Source organism: Ornithobacterium rhinotracheale DSM 15997 (assembly GCF_000265465.1).
In the GTDB taxonomy this organism is placed as follows: domain Bacteria; phylum Bacteroidota; class Bacteroidia; order Flavobacteriales; family Weeksellaceae; genus Ornithobacterium; species Ornithobacterium rhinotracheale.
Genome location: NC_018016.1, coordinates 1,579,039 through 1,592,107, shown reverse-complemented (window position 1 = coordinate 1,592,107; position 13,069 = coordinate 1,579,039). Strand labels below are relative to the sequence as shown.

At 38.9% G+C, this 13,069-nt stretch carries 14 protein-coding genes; 10 read left to right on the top strand and 4 right to left on the bottom strand.

Going from position 1 to position 13,069, the window contains the following annotated elements; genetic code table 11:
* The first annotated feature begins 81 nt into the window (after positions 1 to 81).
* The 3 genes from ORNRH_RS07595 to ORNRH_RS07585 are packed head-to-tail and all read left to right on the top strand — an operon-like array spanning position 82 to position 2,019.
* A complete protein-coding gene (locus tag ORNRH_RS07595; RefSeq protein WP_014791283.1) occupies positions 82 to 657 on the top strand; it encodes a 1-acyl-sn-glycerol-3-phosphate acyltransferase in 576 nt (191 codons plus the stop codon).
* Complete coding sequence (locus ORNRH_RS07590; RefSeq protein WP_014791282.1) at positions 647 to 1,066, top strand: PaaI family thioesterase; 420 nt, start codon at positions 647 to 649, stop codon at positions 1,064 to 1,066. Before ORNRH_RS07595 ends, ORNRH_RS07590 begins: the two co-directional genes overlap by 11 nt.
* Positions 1,063 to 2,019, top strand: a complete 957-nt coding sequence (locus ORNRH_RS07585; protein WP_014791281.1) for a chorismate-binding protein — start codon at positions 1,063 to 1,065, stop codon at positions 2,017 to 2,019. The genes ORNRH_RS07590 and ORNRH_RS07585 overlap by 4 nt, the downstream gene beginning before the upstream one ends.
* Positions 2,020 to 2,051: 32 nt before the next feature.
* Here the strand turns inward: ORNRH_RS07585 and ORNRH_RS07580 are convergent, their stop codons facing one another.
* On the bottom strand, positions 2,052 to 2,795 hold the full coding sequence (locus ORNRH_RS07580) for a lysophospholipid acyltransferase family protein (protein ID WP_014791280.1): 744 nt from the start codon (positions 2,793 to 2,795) through the stop codon (positions 2,052 to 2,054).
* A gap of 3 nt (positions 2,796 to 2,798) precedes the next feature.
* Entirely contained in the window at positions 2,799 to 3,365 is a 567-nt protein-coding gene (gene pth, locus ORNRH_RS07575) for an aminoacyl-tRNA hydrolase (protein WP_014791279.1), read from the bottom strand.
* Between the two features lie 316 nt (positions 3,366 to 3,681).
* On the opposite strand from pth, the gene ORNRH_RS07570 reads away from it, so the two are divergent.
* From ORNRH_RS07570 to ORNRH_RS07560, 3 genes are read left to right on the top strand one after another with little or no spacing between them, the layout of a single operon-like run.
* The gene (locus tag ORNRH_RS07570; RefSeq protein WP_014791278.1) at positions 3,682 to 4,173 is read left to right on the top strand and encodes a CvpA family protein; all 492 of its coding nucleotides are present in this window, start codon (positions 3,682 to 3,684) and stop codon (positions 4,171 to 4,173) included.
* A 4-nt stretch (positions 4,174 to 4,177) separates the two neighbouring features.
* Positions 4,178 to 5,857, top strand: a complete 1,680-nt coding sequence (locus ORNRH_RS07565; protein ID WP_014791277.1) for a Na/Pi cotransporter family protein — start codon at positions 4,178 to 4,180, stop codon at positions 5,855 to 5,857.
* On the top strand, positions 5,857 to 6,840 hold the full coding sequence (locus tag ORNRH_RS07560) for a LuxE/PaaK family acyltransferase (protein ID WP_014791276.1): 984 nt from the start codon (positions 5,857 to 5,859) through the stop codon (positions 6,838 to 6,840). The genes ORNRH_RS07565 and ORNRH_RS07560 overlap by 1 nt, the downstream gene beginning before the upstream one ends.
* On the opposite strand, the gene ORNRH_RS07555 is transcribed toward ORNRH_RS07560, so the two are convergent.
* Positions 6,832 to 7,767, bottom strand: coding sequence for an alpha/beta fold hydrolase (locus ORNRH_RS07555; RefSeq protein ID WP_014791275.1), 936 nt, complete (start codon positions 7,765 to 7,767; stop codon positions 6,832 to 6,834). The two genes, ORNRH_RS07560 and ORNRH_RS07555, sit on opposite strands and share 9 nt — an antisense overlap.
* A gap of 166 nt (positions 7,768 to 7,933) precedes the next feature.
* Here ORNRH_RS07555 and ORNRH_RS07550 point away from each other — a divergent pair, with 166 nt between their 5' ends.
* From ORNRH_RS07550 to xerA, 4 genes are all read left to right on the top strand, one after another.
* The gene (locus ORNRH_RS07550; protein WP_036601729.1) at positions 7,934 to 9,259 is read left to right on the top strand and encodes an Nramp family divalent metal transporter; all 1,326 of its coding nucleotides are present in this window, start codon (positions 7,934 to 7,936) and stop codon (positions 9,257 to 9,259) included.
* Positions 9,260 to 9,362: 103 nt separating this feature from the next.
* On the top strand, positions 9,363 to 9,803 hold the full coding sequence (locus ORNRH_RS07545) for a deoxycytidylate deaminase (RefSeq protein WP_014791273.1): 441 nt from the start codon (positions 9,363 to 9,365) through the stop codon (positions 9,801 to 9,803).
* Positions 9,787 to 11,373 (top strand): S41 family peptidase, encoded by a 1,587-nt coding sequence (locus ORNRH_RS07540; protein ID WP_014791272.1) that lies wholly within the window; start codon positions 9,787 to 9,789, stop codon positions 11,371 to 11,373. Before ORNRH_RS07545 ends, ORNRH_RS07540 begins: the two co-directional genes overlap by 17 nt.
* On the top strand, positions 11,370 to 12,269 hold the full coding sequence (gene xerA, locus ORNRH_RS07535; RefSeq protein ID WP_014791271.1) for a site-specific tyrosine recombinase/integron integrase: 900 nt from the start codon (positions 11,370 to 11,372) through the stop codon (positions 12,267 to 12,269). The genes ORNRH_RS07540 and xerA overlap by 4 nt, the downstream gene beginning before the upstream one ends.
* 64 nt (positions 12,270 to 12,333) lie before the next feature.
* Here xerA and ORNRH_RS07530 read toward each other — a convergent pair whose 3' ends face one another.
* Complete coding sequence (locus ORNRH_RS07530) at positions 12,334 to 13,038, bottom strand: hypothetical protein (protein ID WP_014791270.1); 705 nt, start codon at positions 13,036 to 13,038, stop codon at positions 12,334 to 12,336.
* Positions 13,039 to 13,069 lie beyond the last annotated feature (31 nt).

Here is a 13,069-nt window from a genome sequence, read left to right as displayed (position 1 = left end):
CCTATAAACAATCAACGCGAGCACACCAACTCGCGTTTTTTTATACTTGTCATTTATCGATAAAAAAGTATCTTTGCCCTTATGAAGAAACTCATCGGCAGCCTTGCCTTTGCGCTCACGGGCTGGAAACTTAAAAACGATTTAGACATTTCTAAAATACATAGTTGTGTGCTTGTATGTGCGCCACATACCTCAAACTGGGACTTTTTCTATGCCGTGATGGCGTTCTGGAAACTCGGAATCCCAATGAAACTTTTTATCAAAGATTCTTGGACTAAACCTTGGTATGGCTTCGTTATCAAATGGCTGGGCGGCATTGGCGTAGATCGTTCAAAACGCAATAATTTAACCGATTACGCTGGCGAATTGCTTAAAAACTCGCCCGAGGGTTTATTTTTAATTAATTCTCCAGAGGCTACTCGCAGCTTTTCTTCACGCTGGAAAAAGGGATTTTACTACATTGCACAAAAGGGCGGAGTGCCTATCGTTTTAGCATTTTGCGATTACAAAAAAAAGGAGGCGGGCATAGGCAAAATCATTGATCCCGCGACGCATTCTGTGGAAGAAACTTTAAAAATTGCTGAAGATTTCTACCGAGATGTTGCGCCAAAATTCCCTGAAAACTTTAATCCTAAATTTACTGCTGATGAAGACTGATGATTTTTTGGCTAAACTAAACGAATCCAATCACAATACCGTGATGAAAACACTCGGGATTCGCTACATAGAATTTACGGGCGACACGCTCACCGCCGAGATGGAAGTAACGCCCAAAACACACCAGCCTATGGGGCTTTTGCACGGTGGGGTGAATGCCGTACTTGCCGAAACGGTGGGTAGCTATCTTTCGATTTTACAATTTAAAAAAGAAGATAAAAAATCTGCTGTGGGCATCAACATTCAAGTCAATCACATGCGTGCCGTGCGTAGCGGAAAAGTCTTTGCCACTGCCCGATTTTTGCGTAAAGGCAGTAGCCTGCATTTCATGGAAATCATCATCAAAAACGAAACAGGGCATATCACAGCACAAGCTACGATGACCAACAAAATTATTGATGTAAAATGAGTTTTATTCTGTATAAAAATCCTGAAGACGAAAGGCTTTTTTATGCTGAATTAAAAGCCACAGACACCGAGAAAAATGGTCGAAATTTCATTTTTCATTCGTTTGACAACCAAACGGAATGGATTTTTGAAATATTAGACGAAAAAAATATATCCAAAAACGAAATTTTAAGTTTAAAGGTTGATTTACAAACCGAAAATCAGCCGAATTATATTTTATCTCAAGCGGAATATCTGGATTTGTGCCAAAATTTCATCGCTGAATTAAAGGCAAAAAACTACGAAAAATTGATTTTGAGCCGAGTTAAAAAAACGCCCGCACTCTCTCCTACCGAGACTTTTCTGAAACTCACGCAAAAATATCCAAAAGCTTTTGTGTATCTTTTTCAGTACGAGGGCACCACTTGGCTTGGCGCAACACCTGAACAATTGGTAAAAATTGAAAACAACAAGCTCCAGACTATTGCCTTGGCAGGCACCAAAGCCAATGCAGAAAATCGTGATTGGACAGAGAAAGAGCGAGAAGAACATCAATTTGTAGTGGATTACATCGCTTCGGCACTTCGTGATTTTAAGCCCGAAATTGGAAAAACTTTCACGATAGAGTTGCAAAATATTTCGCATTTAAAAACAAATATTTCAGCGACTTTGCCCGAAAATTTCAACACGACACAAATCACTGAACAACTGCACCCTACGCCAGCCGTTTGTGGTTTGCCCAAAGCCAAGTCCATGGCATTTATTTTGCAAAACGAACCGCATGAGCGTAGATTCTACGCAGGATTTTTAGGTTTTAAAAATGCAAATTCAGCTGATTTTTATGTAAACTTGCGCTGCGCCGAATTGTTTAAAGATTATACTTTACGCTATGTCGGGGGCGGACTCACCGCCAAAAGTGATGCCCAAAGCGAATGGCAAGAAACCGAACTTAAAAGTTTAGCGATTGGGGAATAAAAAAAGCAAGAAAATCTAAATTTCTTGCTTTTTTATTTTGCTCCACACGCCATCAGCTGGTTATAGATGATTTCGTAGACTTTATCTTTATACATTGGCATTTCGGCTTTGGTATAAGTATCCGCAGGGATTATCGCATTTCTAAACACACGCACTTTGCCTGGATAGCCTGTAAACAAACCATATGGCATGTGTTCTTTCATTCCGCAAATGGTATGCACCGCCATCGGCACATGGTGCTCTATACTCATAGAGAAAGCTCCTCGCTTAAAGCTATCGAGCACGATACTAGTATCATCTGGCACGCCGCCTTCTGGAAAAATACAAATAGAATAGCCTTGTTTAAGCTTAGCTTGGGTTTTCTTAAAAACTTGCAAACGGCTTTCTTTGCTTTTCCTATCCACGGTAACGGCAATACGATTGTACACAAATCCAAAAATCGGAATTTTGCCCAATTCGGCTTTCCCCACAAACACCATAGGATTAGGCGTAATCACCAGCATGAGCATAATATCCATAAACGAAGTGTGATTGGCAACGATGATGTATTGTTGCCTAGGCTTCAGCTTTTCGCCCGAAAGCTCACACCATAAACCCGAAAAATAAAACAAAATAAATCCCCAAACACGCATAAAATAATACGCCTTGGGATAATCTTTTTCTCTAAAACTAAACGGCAATACAAGAAACACCCCAATAATGGGCGTAAAAACAACCGCCACTAGCCCAAACCAGCAACGCCACAAAAAACTTAATATTTTCTTGATTCCGTTCACAATTTATTTTCCGTTAAAGGTATTCATGGTATTGGCTAAACCTGCAAAGACAAAACTTAAACAAGCATCTGATGCTTTATCCAAACGCTCTGCCATTTTAGCCTGCTCCTCTTCGCTCCATTTTCCGAGCACATAATCAATTTGTCCGCCACGAGAAAACTCATCGCCAATGCCAAATCGCAGTTTAGGATACTGCGTAGTGCCCAACAAGGCTTGAATACTCTTGAGCCCATTGTGCCCACCATCGCTCCCCTTGCCACGCATGCGCAAAGTGCCAAAAGGCAAATTCAAATCATCGGTAATGATTAAAATATTCTCAACAGGGATATTTTCTTTTTTAGCCCAAAAACTCACCGCTTTTCCACTCAGATTCATATAAGTATCTGGTTTCAGCACTGTAACGGGACGCGCTTTGTATTTAAACTGAATGATTTCTCCAAAATTAGACGGCTTAAACTTTTGGTCTACTTTTCTAGCCAATTCATCTACGACCATAAAACCAATGTTGTGGCGTGTATCTCGATATTCTTCTCCAATATTGCCTAAGCCTACTATCAAATATTTTTGCATACAACAAATGTAAAAATTATCCTTATAAATAAGTTATAAAATATTAATTTTTTTATCATTGCTAAAGGCAAAATCTTTCAATGCTAAAACTACTGAATTTTAAACAAATAGAGCTTCGCCAAAAAACACAGGTGTTTTTTTAAAAAAAGACGCTACATTTTGGAAAAAAACAAGCGTGTTTTTCGGGAAAAGGAAGCTTCTTTTTAAGCCAATAGAAGCTTCCTTTTTTTACGATTATTATTTTTTTGATTTCATTAAAACAGATTGCTCCACTTAATTTTCAAACCTTATCTTTGCACAAACGAAGTTTAAAGGCATGAATGTACTCGATTTGGTACTAGGCGGATCGCTCCTGTATGGCACTTACATGGGCTATCGCCGTGGAATTTTTAGGCAAATTGCAGGAATCGTAGGACTGTATATTGCACTTATTTTTGGGCTAAAATATGCAGATTTGGCAGGAGATTTATTGCACGATAGCGGGCTAGCTCAGGGGAAAACGGCACCGTTCATAAGTTTCTGTATAGCCTTTATTTTGATATTGATAGCCATTCATTTTCTGGCGGGGTTTCTGCGCAAATTGAGCCGTAGTCTAGGGCTGGGGCTTCTGGAGCGTCTTTTGGGAGCGGTGCTAGGCGGTGTTAAAATCTCGCTCATGATTGGCGCATTTCTATTTTTTATACTTCGGGTGAATGGCAAAGCGCATTTTTTTCCAGAAGAAACCATCTCACAGAGTATTCTTCTGCCTTATTTTAAAATCGGATTTCCCATCATAGAATCGTTCTGGCACAGCTTTGTAAAACCTTAAAATCATGCTAAGTTTTATCGACATAAATACTCTTTGGTTTAAAATCTTCAATAGCATTGGTGCGGTGGCTCTTTTCATTTTTGGGATGAAAATCATGAGCGATGGTGCACAGCGTATTGCGGGGAAAAAGTTGCGTAATTTCATCAATGCTATTACTCACAAAAAATTCACGGCAATACTTGCAGGGATTGGCATCACCACCGCTATTCAGTCCTCATCGGCTTTGAGCGTTTTGGCAGTTTCCTTTACCAATGCGGGCTTACTGTCTCTTTACAAAGCTTTCTCTATTATTGTGGGAGCAAACATCGGAACCACACTCAAGCTTTGGGTGATTTCCTTAGGCTACGAAATAGATTTCTCTAGTCTATGCCTGCCAATCATTGCCCTTGCATTGCCGTTTTATTTATCTAAAAAGGTTACACAACAAAACTGGGCAATCTTCTGCATGGGATTTGCCTTGATGTTTATAGGTTTAAGTTTCCTTACGCACAATTTAAACTTCCTCACACAAGAGGAATTTTTATCTCAATTCTTATTTCAGCATCATTCCATCACACTTGGCAGGCAATTCAGCTTTTTGTTGCTTGGGCTCATTCTCACCGTCTTGATTCAGTCCTCCAGTGCCAGCACCTCAATTGTTTTAGTTTTACTAAATTTAGGTTTGCCACTAGAACTATGTGCCATGATGATCATCGGGGCAAATATAGGAACCTCTACCACAGCTCTTATCGCTGCCACGGTGGCAAATATTCGCGCTCGTTGTGTGGCGTATTTTCATTTTGGATTTAATGTATTAGGTGGTTGTTTATTTTTCTTTATTTCTCCTTTTATTATTCATATTTTGGTGCAACATAGCTTTTTTAGCAATCACTTTATCATTTTAGCCATTTTCCATACATTGTTTAATGTAGTTACGGCACTTGTAGTTTTCCCATTTATAGAGCCAATTGCTTCTTATGCCGAAGAATATAGCCAAAAACGAAAATCCAAAAACGAAAAATATAATTACACACACAAGGAACTAAATTTTGTAAATTCTCCTTTCACGCTCACTTCTGAAATGTACATTTACGAAGCCAATAAGAAATTATTGCGTTTTGTGGGCAACATCAAGCAATCCATCACGCTTGTTGGCAGATTGATTACAGAAAGCGATGACGAAAAATTTTTAGAGTTACACCACCGCATTGTCTTGCTCGAGAAGGAGGGAGACCGATTAGAAAAAGATATTTTAGGCTATTTAAATAAAATCTACGGCATGGATCTGCCCATTAATCAAGCCAAGAAGATTTATCATTTAATCGAGGTTTCCAAAGAGCTCGAAAGCATTGGAGATTTAATCATAAAAATGTCTTTCACTCATAAAAAAAGACGCCAAACCAATAGTTTCATCACGCCTAAATTACGCACCAATTTGCTCCAATTGCAAGATTTGGTTTCGCTATCTACCACGCATTTGATTCAAAACATCAACGAGAATGGCATTTCTCCGAATTTAAAGAAATCGCTGGAGCTAGAACACGATACCGATGTATGTTGCAGACACTCCTACAAGCTACTAATTAAATCGATTGAGCAAAACAAAATCAAACCACTGAGTGCCTTGCTATACAGAGATTTGATGCAGAATTACGAAATCATAAGCGACCATATTTTTAAAGCCAACAAAGCCCTTACCCGATAATGATTAATATTCAAGATATTTTTAAAATCCAAAATCAACACGAATTTGAGGAAATGACTTTGCGCGTGTTCCACTTCCAAGCGGAACATTGCGAGGTTTATCGTCAATTTATCCAGTATTTAAACATCAATCCAAAGGAAATCAATTCGGTAGAAAAAATCCCATTTTTGCCTATTTCTTTCTTTAAACAATTTAAAATTTTAACCGAGCAAAGCACTTACGAAAAGGTTTTTACCAGCTCAGGCACCACGGGCGAAAACACGAGCCACCATTATGTGCATCGCTTAAAGATTTATCATGATGAATTGGACGAGAGTTTCCGATATTTCTTTGGAAATTATACCGATTACGAGATTTTCTCGCTCCTGCCCGCCTATGCCGAGCGCACGGGCTCTTCGTTGATTGACATGGTGGAACATTGGAAAAAACAAACCCAGCAAAACACGCAGATTCACTATTTATACAATCACGAGCAATTGAAAGAAGATTTAATTAAAGCTCAAAATTTGGGCAAAAAAATCATTCTCATCGGCGTGAGTTTTGCCTTAATTGATTTTGCCGAAGCTTTTCCTTTTGAGATGAAAAACACCATTTTGATCGAAACAGGAGGCATGAAAGGACGCAAAAAAGAAATCACGCGCGAGGAATTGCACTCGATTTTAAAATCAGCTTTTGGGCTCAAGGAAATCTACTCCGAATATGGCATGACCGAACTGCTCTCACAAGCGTATTCTATGGGTAATCAGCGATTCAAAACCCCGCCTTGGATGCAGATTTTGCTCCGCGATACCGAAGATCCTTTGAGCCTCGTGCCACAAGGAAAAACAGGAGGCATCAATGTAATAGATTTAGCAAATTTATATTCCTGTAGCTTTATCGCTACCGATGATTTGGGCAAAATGTACCCAAACAACGAATTTGAGATTTTAGGCAGATTCGACAACAGCGATGTGCGTGGTTGCAATCTTTTGCTTTTAGGCTAAATGCCTCGAAATCCAATTTTCAATATCGCAGTACACCTGATTTTTAATCTCTTCGTTCAAAATCTCGTGACGCATTTTAGGATATAATTTAAGCACGACTTCTCGCCCACCAGCTTGAGCTTGGGTCGCCGCTTTTTTCACGCCTTTGCCAAAATCGCCAATCGGGTCGTCGTTTCCGCTGATGAAAAGCATTGGCAATTCAGGCGAAATATTTTTAGCCCAATGAGCTTTGGTCGCACAATCCACCACGCCGAGCAAGGCATAAAATCCATTTACCGAAAAAGGCTCACCACACAACGGATCTTGATGATAATTTTCTCGGTTTTGGTGATTCACGCTCAGCCAGTTTAAATCATGAAACAAAGGCTCATCTTTGAAAAATCGGTTGTTCATTCTAGCAAAAACGCCATTGATTAAATCACTCTTATAGCGTGGAATGATTTTGTTTAAAATAGCTAAAAATCCTTTCGCCAAGCTTGTTCCAAACACGCGTGCACCCGTCCCCATGACAATAGCCCCTTGAAAATCGGCAGATTTCTTTTGCAATAGGCATCGCAACACAAAAGAACCCATAGAATGCCCCATAACAAAATGTGGAATTTCAGGGAATTTTTGGTGCAAAAAATCGGTTATTGCACCAGCATCTTCCACCAAGTGCGTAGCAGGATTATCTGGCATAATAAAACTTAAATTTTCGGTATTTTTCGCCGTTTTTCCGTGCCCTAGATGGTCATACAGCATCACCGCAAAACCTTGCTCCTCCATGAATTTGGCAAAATCTAAATACCTGTCGCTATGCTCCTCCATGCCGTGAATAATCAAAAAAGTGGCTTTTGGCTTTTCGCTCGGCACTAATAATTGGTAAAAGATTTCGTGCGGTGCCAAACCTTCTTTTTCTTGCTGATAAAAATCCCGAATAATTTGCATTTTGAATGATTTTTAACCCCAAATTCATCAAGTTTTAAACCAAAAAAATTTAGTTATAAAAATATTTGAAACTCAGTTTAATAAAAAATATATTAGGCTGAAAAATAAATAATCCATACCTTTGTTAGCTGAAACTAACTTTTATTTTAGCAAACATAAACTACCTATGGAGAAAAAAGCGTGGAATCGAGAGCGATTGACACAGAGTTTGGCTGAAGCACACGCCAGTATCAACATTCCAGAAAATAGCAGTTTTTGGAAAAAATTATTGGCTTTTGTGGGACCTGGGCTTATGGTGGCTGTGGGGTATATGGATCCAGGAAACTGGGCTACGGATATTGAAGGGGGAGCAAGATTTGGCTACACTTTGCTGTTTGTGATTTTGCTTTCCAATGTTTTTGCCATGTTTTTGCAATATTTGGCATTAAAGTTAGGGATTGCTACCGAGCGAGATTTGGCGCAAGCCTGCCGAGACCACTACAAGCCTACGGTGAATTTCATCCTTTGGATTCTCTGTGAAATAGCCATCGCCGCCATGGACTTGGCAGAAGTTATAGGTTCTGCCATTGCATTGAATTTGCTTTTTGGGATTCCGTTGCCATGGGGAGTCGCCATTACGGTTGCCGATGTGTTTTTGATTTTATTTCTTCAGGCTAAAGGTTTTAGAAAACTAGAAAGTGTCGTAGGGGCTTTGATCATCATTATTGCAGGCTGTTTTATGTACGAATTAATCGTGAGCTCGCCTAATATGCCCGATGTTGTAAAAGGCTTGCTACCTCATCCAGAAATTGTTACCAATCCCTCTATGCTCTACATTGCAGTGGGGATTTTGGGGGCAACGGTGATGCCGCACAACTTATATTTGCACAGTAGCGTGGTGCAAACTCGCAACTACAAACGCACGGAAAGTGGTAAAAAAATGGCAATAAAATACGCTACTATCGAAAGTAATGTTTCGCTACTTTTGGCATTTTTCATCAATGCGGCGATTTTAATTACAGCTGCCGCTACTTTCCACGGAACGCCTTACGAAAACATTGCCGATATTCATGATGCGTACCAGATGCTTACGCCAGTTTTGGGGGCAAGTTTAGCGAGTACACTTTTTGCGATTGCACTTTTGGCTTCGGGGCAAAACTCCACGATTACAGGGACTCTTGCAGGGCAAATCGTGATGGAAGGTTTTTTAAATTTAAGACTAAAACCTTGGGTGCGCCGATTGGTTACTCGATTGATTGCCGTGATTCCTGCCATGATTGTCGCTATATTGTATGGCGAAAAAGGAACCAACGAGCTTTTGATTTTAAGCCAAGTAATCCTTTCTATGCAATTAAGTTTTGCCGTGATTCCTTTAGTTAAATTCACCAGTAGCAAAGCCAAGATGGGACGATTCGTCAATACGCTTTGGATTAAAATCGTGGCGTGGATTATCACCATCATTATCGTGATTTTAAACTTATTTTTACTTATAGAAACCTTCAAACAACTTTAAACATTTAAATAAAATCAAGCTTTTAGCCTTAAAAAAATAGCTAAAAATCAATTTCTTTTTAAATATTTAATTATATTGCTGTGGTTTTAAAACATTAAATCGCATGGATAAGAGGAATAAATATGATATTGCCTATTTGCGCATGGCTAAAATCTGGGGGCAACTTTCGTATTGCAAACGCAAACAAGTGGGTGCTTTGATTGTGAAAGACCGAATGATCATCTCCGATGGCTACAATGGCACCCCGAGCGGCTTTGAAAACACATGCGAAGATGATGACAATCAAACCAAATGGTATGTGCTCCACGCCGAAGCCAATGCGATTTTGAAAGTAGCAGCTTCTACTCAAAGTTGCGAGGGAGCAACGCTTTATATTACGCTTTCGCCATGCAAAGAATGTAGCAAATTGATATACCAGAGCGGCATCAAACGCGTGGTGTACATTGATCAATATTCCGATACTTCTGGCTTGGAGTTTTTAGCCAAAGCTGGAGTAGAAATCACTCAAATTTCAGCCGAAGAAATCAATGAAGAAATGGTTTAAAGTTTTCAATGTAATTCTCATCATTTTATCGATGATTATGTTTTTTGCCATTGGCGTTCAAGTGGGCAAAAAATATGATATTGCCATTGATGAAAACGATGATTATGTAACTATTTCTTATGACTTAAACGAGCAAAAAGTGCGAAGATTGATGAGCTTAATTGATAATTACTACATCGATTCGCTCAACACCGATGATTTGGTGGACAAAACCATTGATTTTGTAACGCAAAATCTCGACCCGCACAGCATGTATATTCCTAAGGAACGAGGCGAAAGCACTACCCTCGCCATGGACGGCATCTACGAGGGAATAGGCGTGAGCTATGTAAATTACAACGATTCGGTAGTGGTAACACACAGCGCACCTAATAGCGTGAATGCTAAACTTTTTGAGCTCAGCGATAGGATTTTAGCCATTGGCAAACATTCAATTACTAAAGAAAACCGAGATTCTGTAAAAAACTATTTAGAAGGGAAACTAAATACTCAAATTCCCATTAAACTTTTGCGCAACGGAAACGAGATTGAAGTTACTGCCAAACGAACTAAAATTTCGCAAAGTTCTGTTCCTTTGTTTTATATGATTAATGACCGTTTGGGCTACATCAAATTGGATAAATTCATTCATAATTCTGCCGAAGATTTTAGAAATGCTTTAAGTTTTTTAAAGAAAAAAGGCATGAAATCCTTGGTTTTGGATTTGCGCGACAATCCTGGCGGATTGGTAGATGCAGCACAGAAAATTGCTGATGAATTCTTGAAGGAAGATCAATTGATTGTCTACACACAAGACAAGGAAGGCAAAAAGAAATTCCGATACGCGACGGGCGAAGGAACTTTTCAGAAACGACCGATTTATATTTTAATTAATGAAGGTTCAGCTTCGGCGAGCGAAATCCTTGCAGGAGCCATTCAAGACCAAGATGCAGGCATCATCATCGGGCGCAGAAGTTATGGAAAAGGATTGGTGCAAAAAGAAATAAGCTTGGGAGATGGCTCCAAAATTAGATTGACAACGGCTAAATATTATACTCCAACAGGTAGATGTATCCAAAAACCTTACACGCAGAACGACAAAAATTATGTTTACGATATTCGCAACCGATTGGCTTCTGGCGAATTATACAACATCGATAGCATTAAAAAAATCGAATCTTTACGATTTAAAACACCGAAAGGCAAAATCGTGTACGGCGGCGGTGGAATTATTCCAGATGTATTTATCCCGATTGATACCGTAAACATTGGAAGATGGTTTTATGAGCACGGATTGAACAATCATTTAGAACGACCGATTTTTTCATTTATTGATAAAAACCATTTAACTTTAGAAAAAATAAAAGAACCGCATTTTGTAAAATATTACAGCGTGGATTCTCTGGCAAATGCACTACGCAAGGACATCAATCCAATTCAAAACAGCCCCGAGGAATTAGCTAATTTCAATACTTTTGTAAAGGCAAGCATGGCTAATTTCATCTACGGGAGCAACGCTTATAACCAAGTTTGGAACAGCGTAGACCCCATGATTCTAGAAGCCATAAAACTTGATAACGAGCAACGATGAGCTGGGAACAAACACTGCGAGACTACAAAGCACATCTAAGCCTTGAACGAAACTTGTCTGAAAACACCATCAGCAACTATTTGCGTGATTTGCAAAAGCTACAAAATATGTTTCCAGACAATAATCCCGAGGAGTTAACCGCGGAAGAGTTACGCTTGTTTAATTATAAAATAGGCGAACAATATGCGGCTCGTTCTCAAGCGAGAATCCTATCAGGCGTGCGTGCTTTTTATAATTTTCTGGAAGAAGAAAAAAACGATACCAAGCCTAATCCCACCGAGCTGATTTCATCTCCAAAAATTGGGCGAAAACTGCCCGATACGCTTTCGCTCGAAGAAATTAATAAAATTGTAGAAAATATAGATTTAAGCCAAAAACATGGCGAACGAAACAAGGCGATTATCGAAATGCTATATGGCTGTGGATTACGGGTTTCTGAGCTTACGGAATTAAAGATTTCGGATCTATATTTTGAGGAAGATTTCATTCAAGTCTTAGGCAAAGGAAACAAAAAGCGATTGGTGCCAATTGCACAATACACGCAAAAAGTCCTGACCAATTACCTGCAACTCGTTCGCAGCCATCAAACAATACAGAAAGCCTACAGCGACCATGTTTTTATCAACAATCGTGGCACGAAACTCTCACGCGTTATGGTATTTAATATTATAAAAGAAGCCGCCGAGCGAGCAGGTATCAAGAAAAACATAAGCCCACACACCTTTAGGCATAGTTTTGCCACACATCTGCTTGAAAATGGTGGCGATTTGCGTTCCATTCAGCTTATGTTAGGACACGAAAGTATTACAACGACAGAAATTTACACCCACATCGACCGTTCATTTCTGAGAAAAAATATCGAAAAATTTCACCCAAGAAATAACAAAAAGACATAAAAAAAATCCTTTGTTCAGTAATAATTAAACAAAGGATTTCGTTTTTCTTAAGATTAAAAAATGCCTATTTTCTAGGTTTTACCTGATAGATTTCAAAATTTAAAATAAAGGAATGATCGTAACCCTGAACAAAATGATTTGCTTTGCGAGCAAAAGCCAAACGAGAAGGCACTATAATTAAACCTTGAAACTGAACAGCTGGCTTTGCATCTGCCTCGCGATTAGTTGATTTAAAATGTTTTAATCCATTGATTAATGCTGGGATTTCGTACAATTCTGGATTTATGTCTTTTCCAGGTTTAATATAGTAAAAAGACGGTTCCCACATCGGAACTCCCGTTGTATTGATAGTAGATTCTATCATATTTGGAATAACCTTTAAATCATATTTCTTCTCAGACTTTTCGTTCGGTATTTGTTTAGGGATAAAAGAAAACAAATTGTATTGCAATAAGATGTTGTCTTTTGTATTGCTTGTAATGCTAGCTCTATTGGCAGGAACTTTAGGATTCACTACATACCAGTAGCCAGATTCATCTTGTTTTGCCATTTCATAAAGCGACTTAGTATCTTTGGGTAATACGCTGAGTGGCATAGCTTTTCCCGCTTCGTTAAATCCATTTTCTTTCAAATATATGATAATCGCCTCGTCGTCTAATTGATTACGCTCTTTTTGGGAAATAAGCTTAAACGGATCCTCATCTTCCTTACAAGAGGAGATTACCAAAAAGGCTACTAGACAAAGGATTATATACTTTCCTATTTTCATATAAATTTAAAATTGTAAATTAGCAGATACA

What these genes read in the sequence shown, in the direction of transcription:
- ORNRH_RS07590 (WP_014791282.1), top strand. Translation starts at nt 647, where the DNA reads ATGAAGACTGATGATTTTTTGGCTAAACTAAACGAATCCAATCACAAT.
- ORNRH_RS07565 (WP_014791277.1), top strand. Translation starts at nt 4,178, where the DNA reads ATGCTAAGTTTTATCGACATAAATACTCTTTGGTTTAAAATCTTCAAT.
- ORNRH_RS07530 (WP_014791270.1), bottom strand. Translation starts at nt 13,038, where the DNA reads ATGAAAATAGGAAAGTATATAATCCTTTGTCTAGTAGCCTTTTTGGTA.
- xerA (WP_014791271.1), top strand. Translation starts at nt 11,370, where the DNA reads ATGAGCTGGGAACAAACACTGCGAGACTACAAAGCACATCTAAGCCTT.
- ORNRH_RS07560 (WP_014791276.1), top strand. Translation starts at nt 5,857, where the DNA reads ATGATTAATATTCAAGATATTTTTAAAATCCAAAATCAACACGAATTT.
- pth (WP_014791279.1), bottom strand. Translation starts at nt 3,365, where the DNA reads ATGCAAAAATATTTGATAGTAGGCTTAGGCAATATTGGAGAAGAATAT.
- ORNRH_RS07550 (WP_036601729.1), top strand. Translation starts at nt 7,934, where the DNA reads ATGGAGAAAAAAGCGTGGAATCGAGAGCGATTGACACAGAGTTTGGCT.
- ORNRH_RS07595 (WP_014791283.1), top strand. Translation starts at nt 82, where the DNA reads ATGAAGAAACTCATCGGCAGCCTTGCCTTTGCGCTCACGGGCTGGAAA.
- ORNRH_RS07540 (WP_014791272.1), top strand. Translation starts at nt 9,787, where the DNA reads ATGAAGAAATGGTTTAAAGTTTTCAATGTAATTCTCATCATTTTATCG.
- ORNRH_RS07585 (WP_014791281.1), top strand. Translation starts at nt 1,063, where the DNA reads ATGAGTTTTATTCTGTATAAAAATCCTGAAGACGAAAGGCTTTTTTAT.
- ORNRH_RS07570 (WP_014791278.1), top strand. Translation starts at nt 3,682, where the DNA reads ATGAATGTACTCGATTTGGTACTAGGCGGATCGCTCCTGTATGGCACT.
- ORNRH_RS07555 (WP_014791275.1), bottom strand. Translation starts at nt 7,767, where the DNA reads ATGCAAATTATTCGGGATTTTTATCAGCAAGAAAAAGAAGGTTTGGCA.
- ORNRH_RS07545 (WP_014791273.1), top strand. Translation starts at nt 9,363, where the DNA reads ATGGATAAGAGGAATAAATATGATATTGCCTATTTGCGCATGGCTAAA.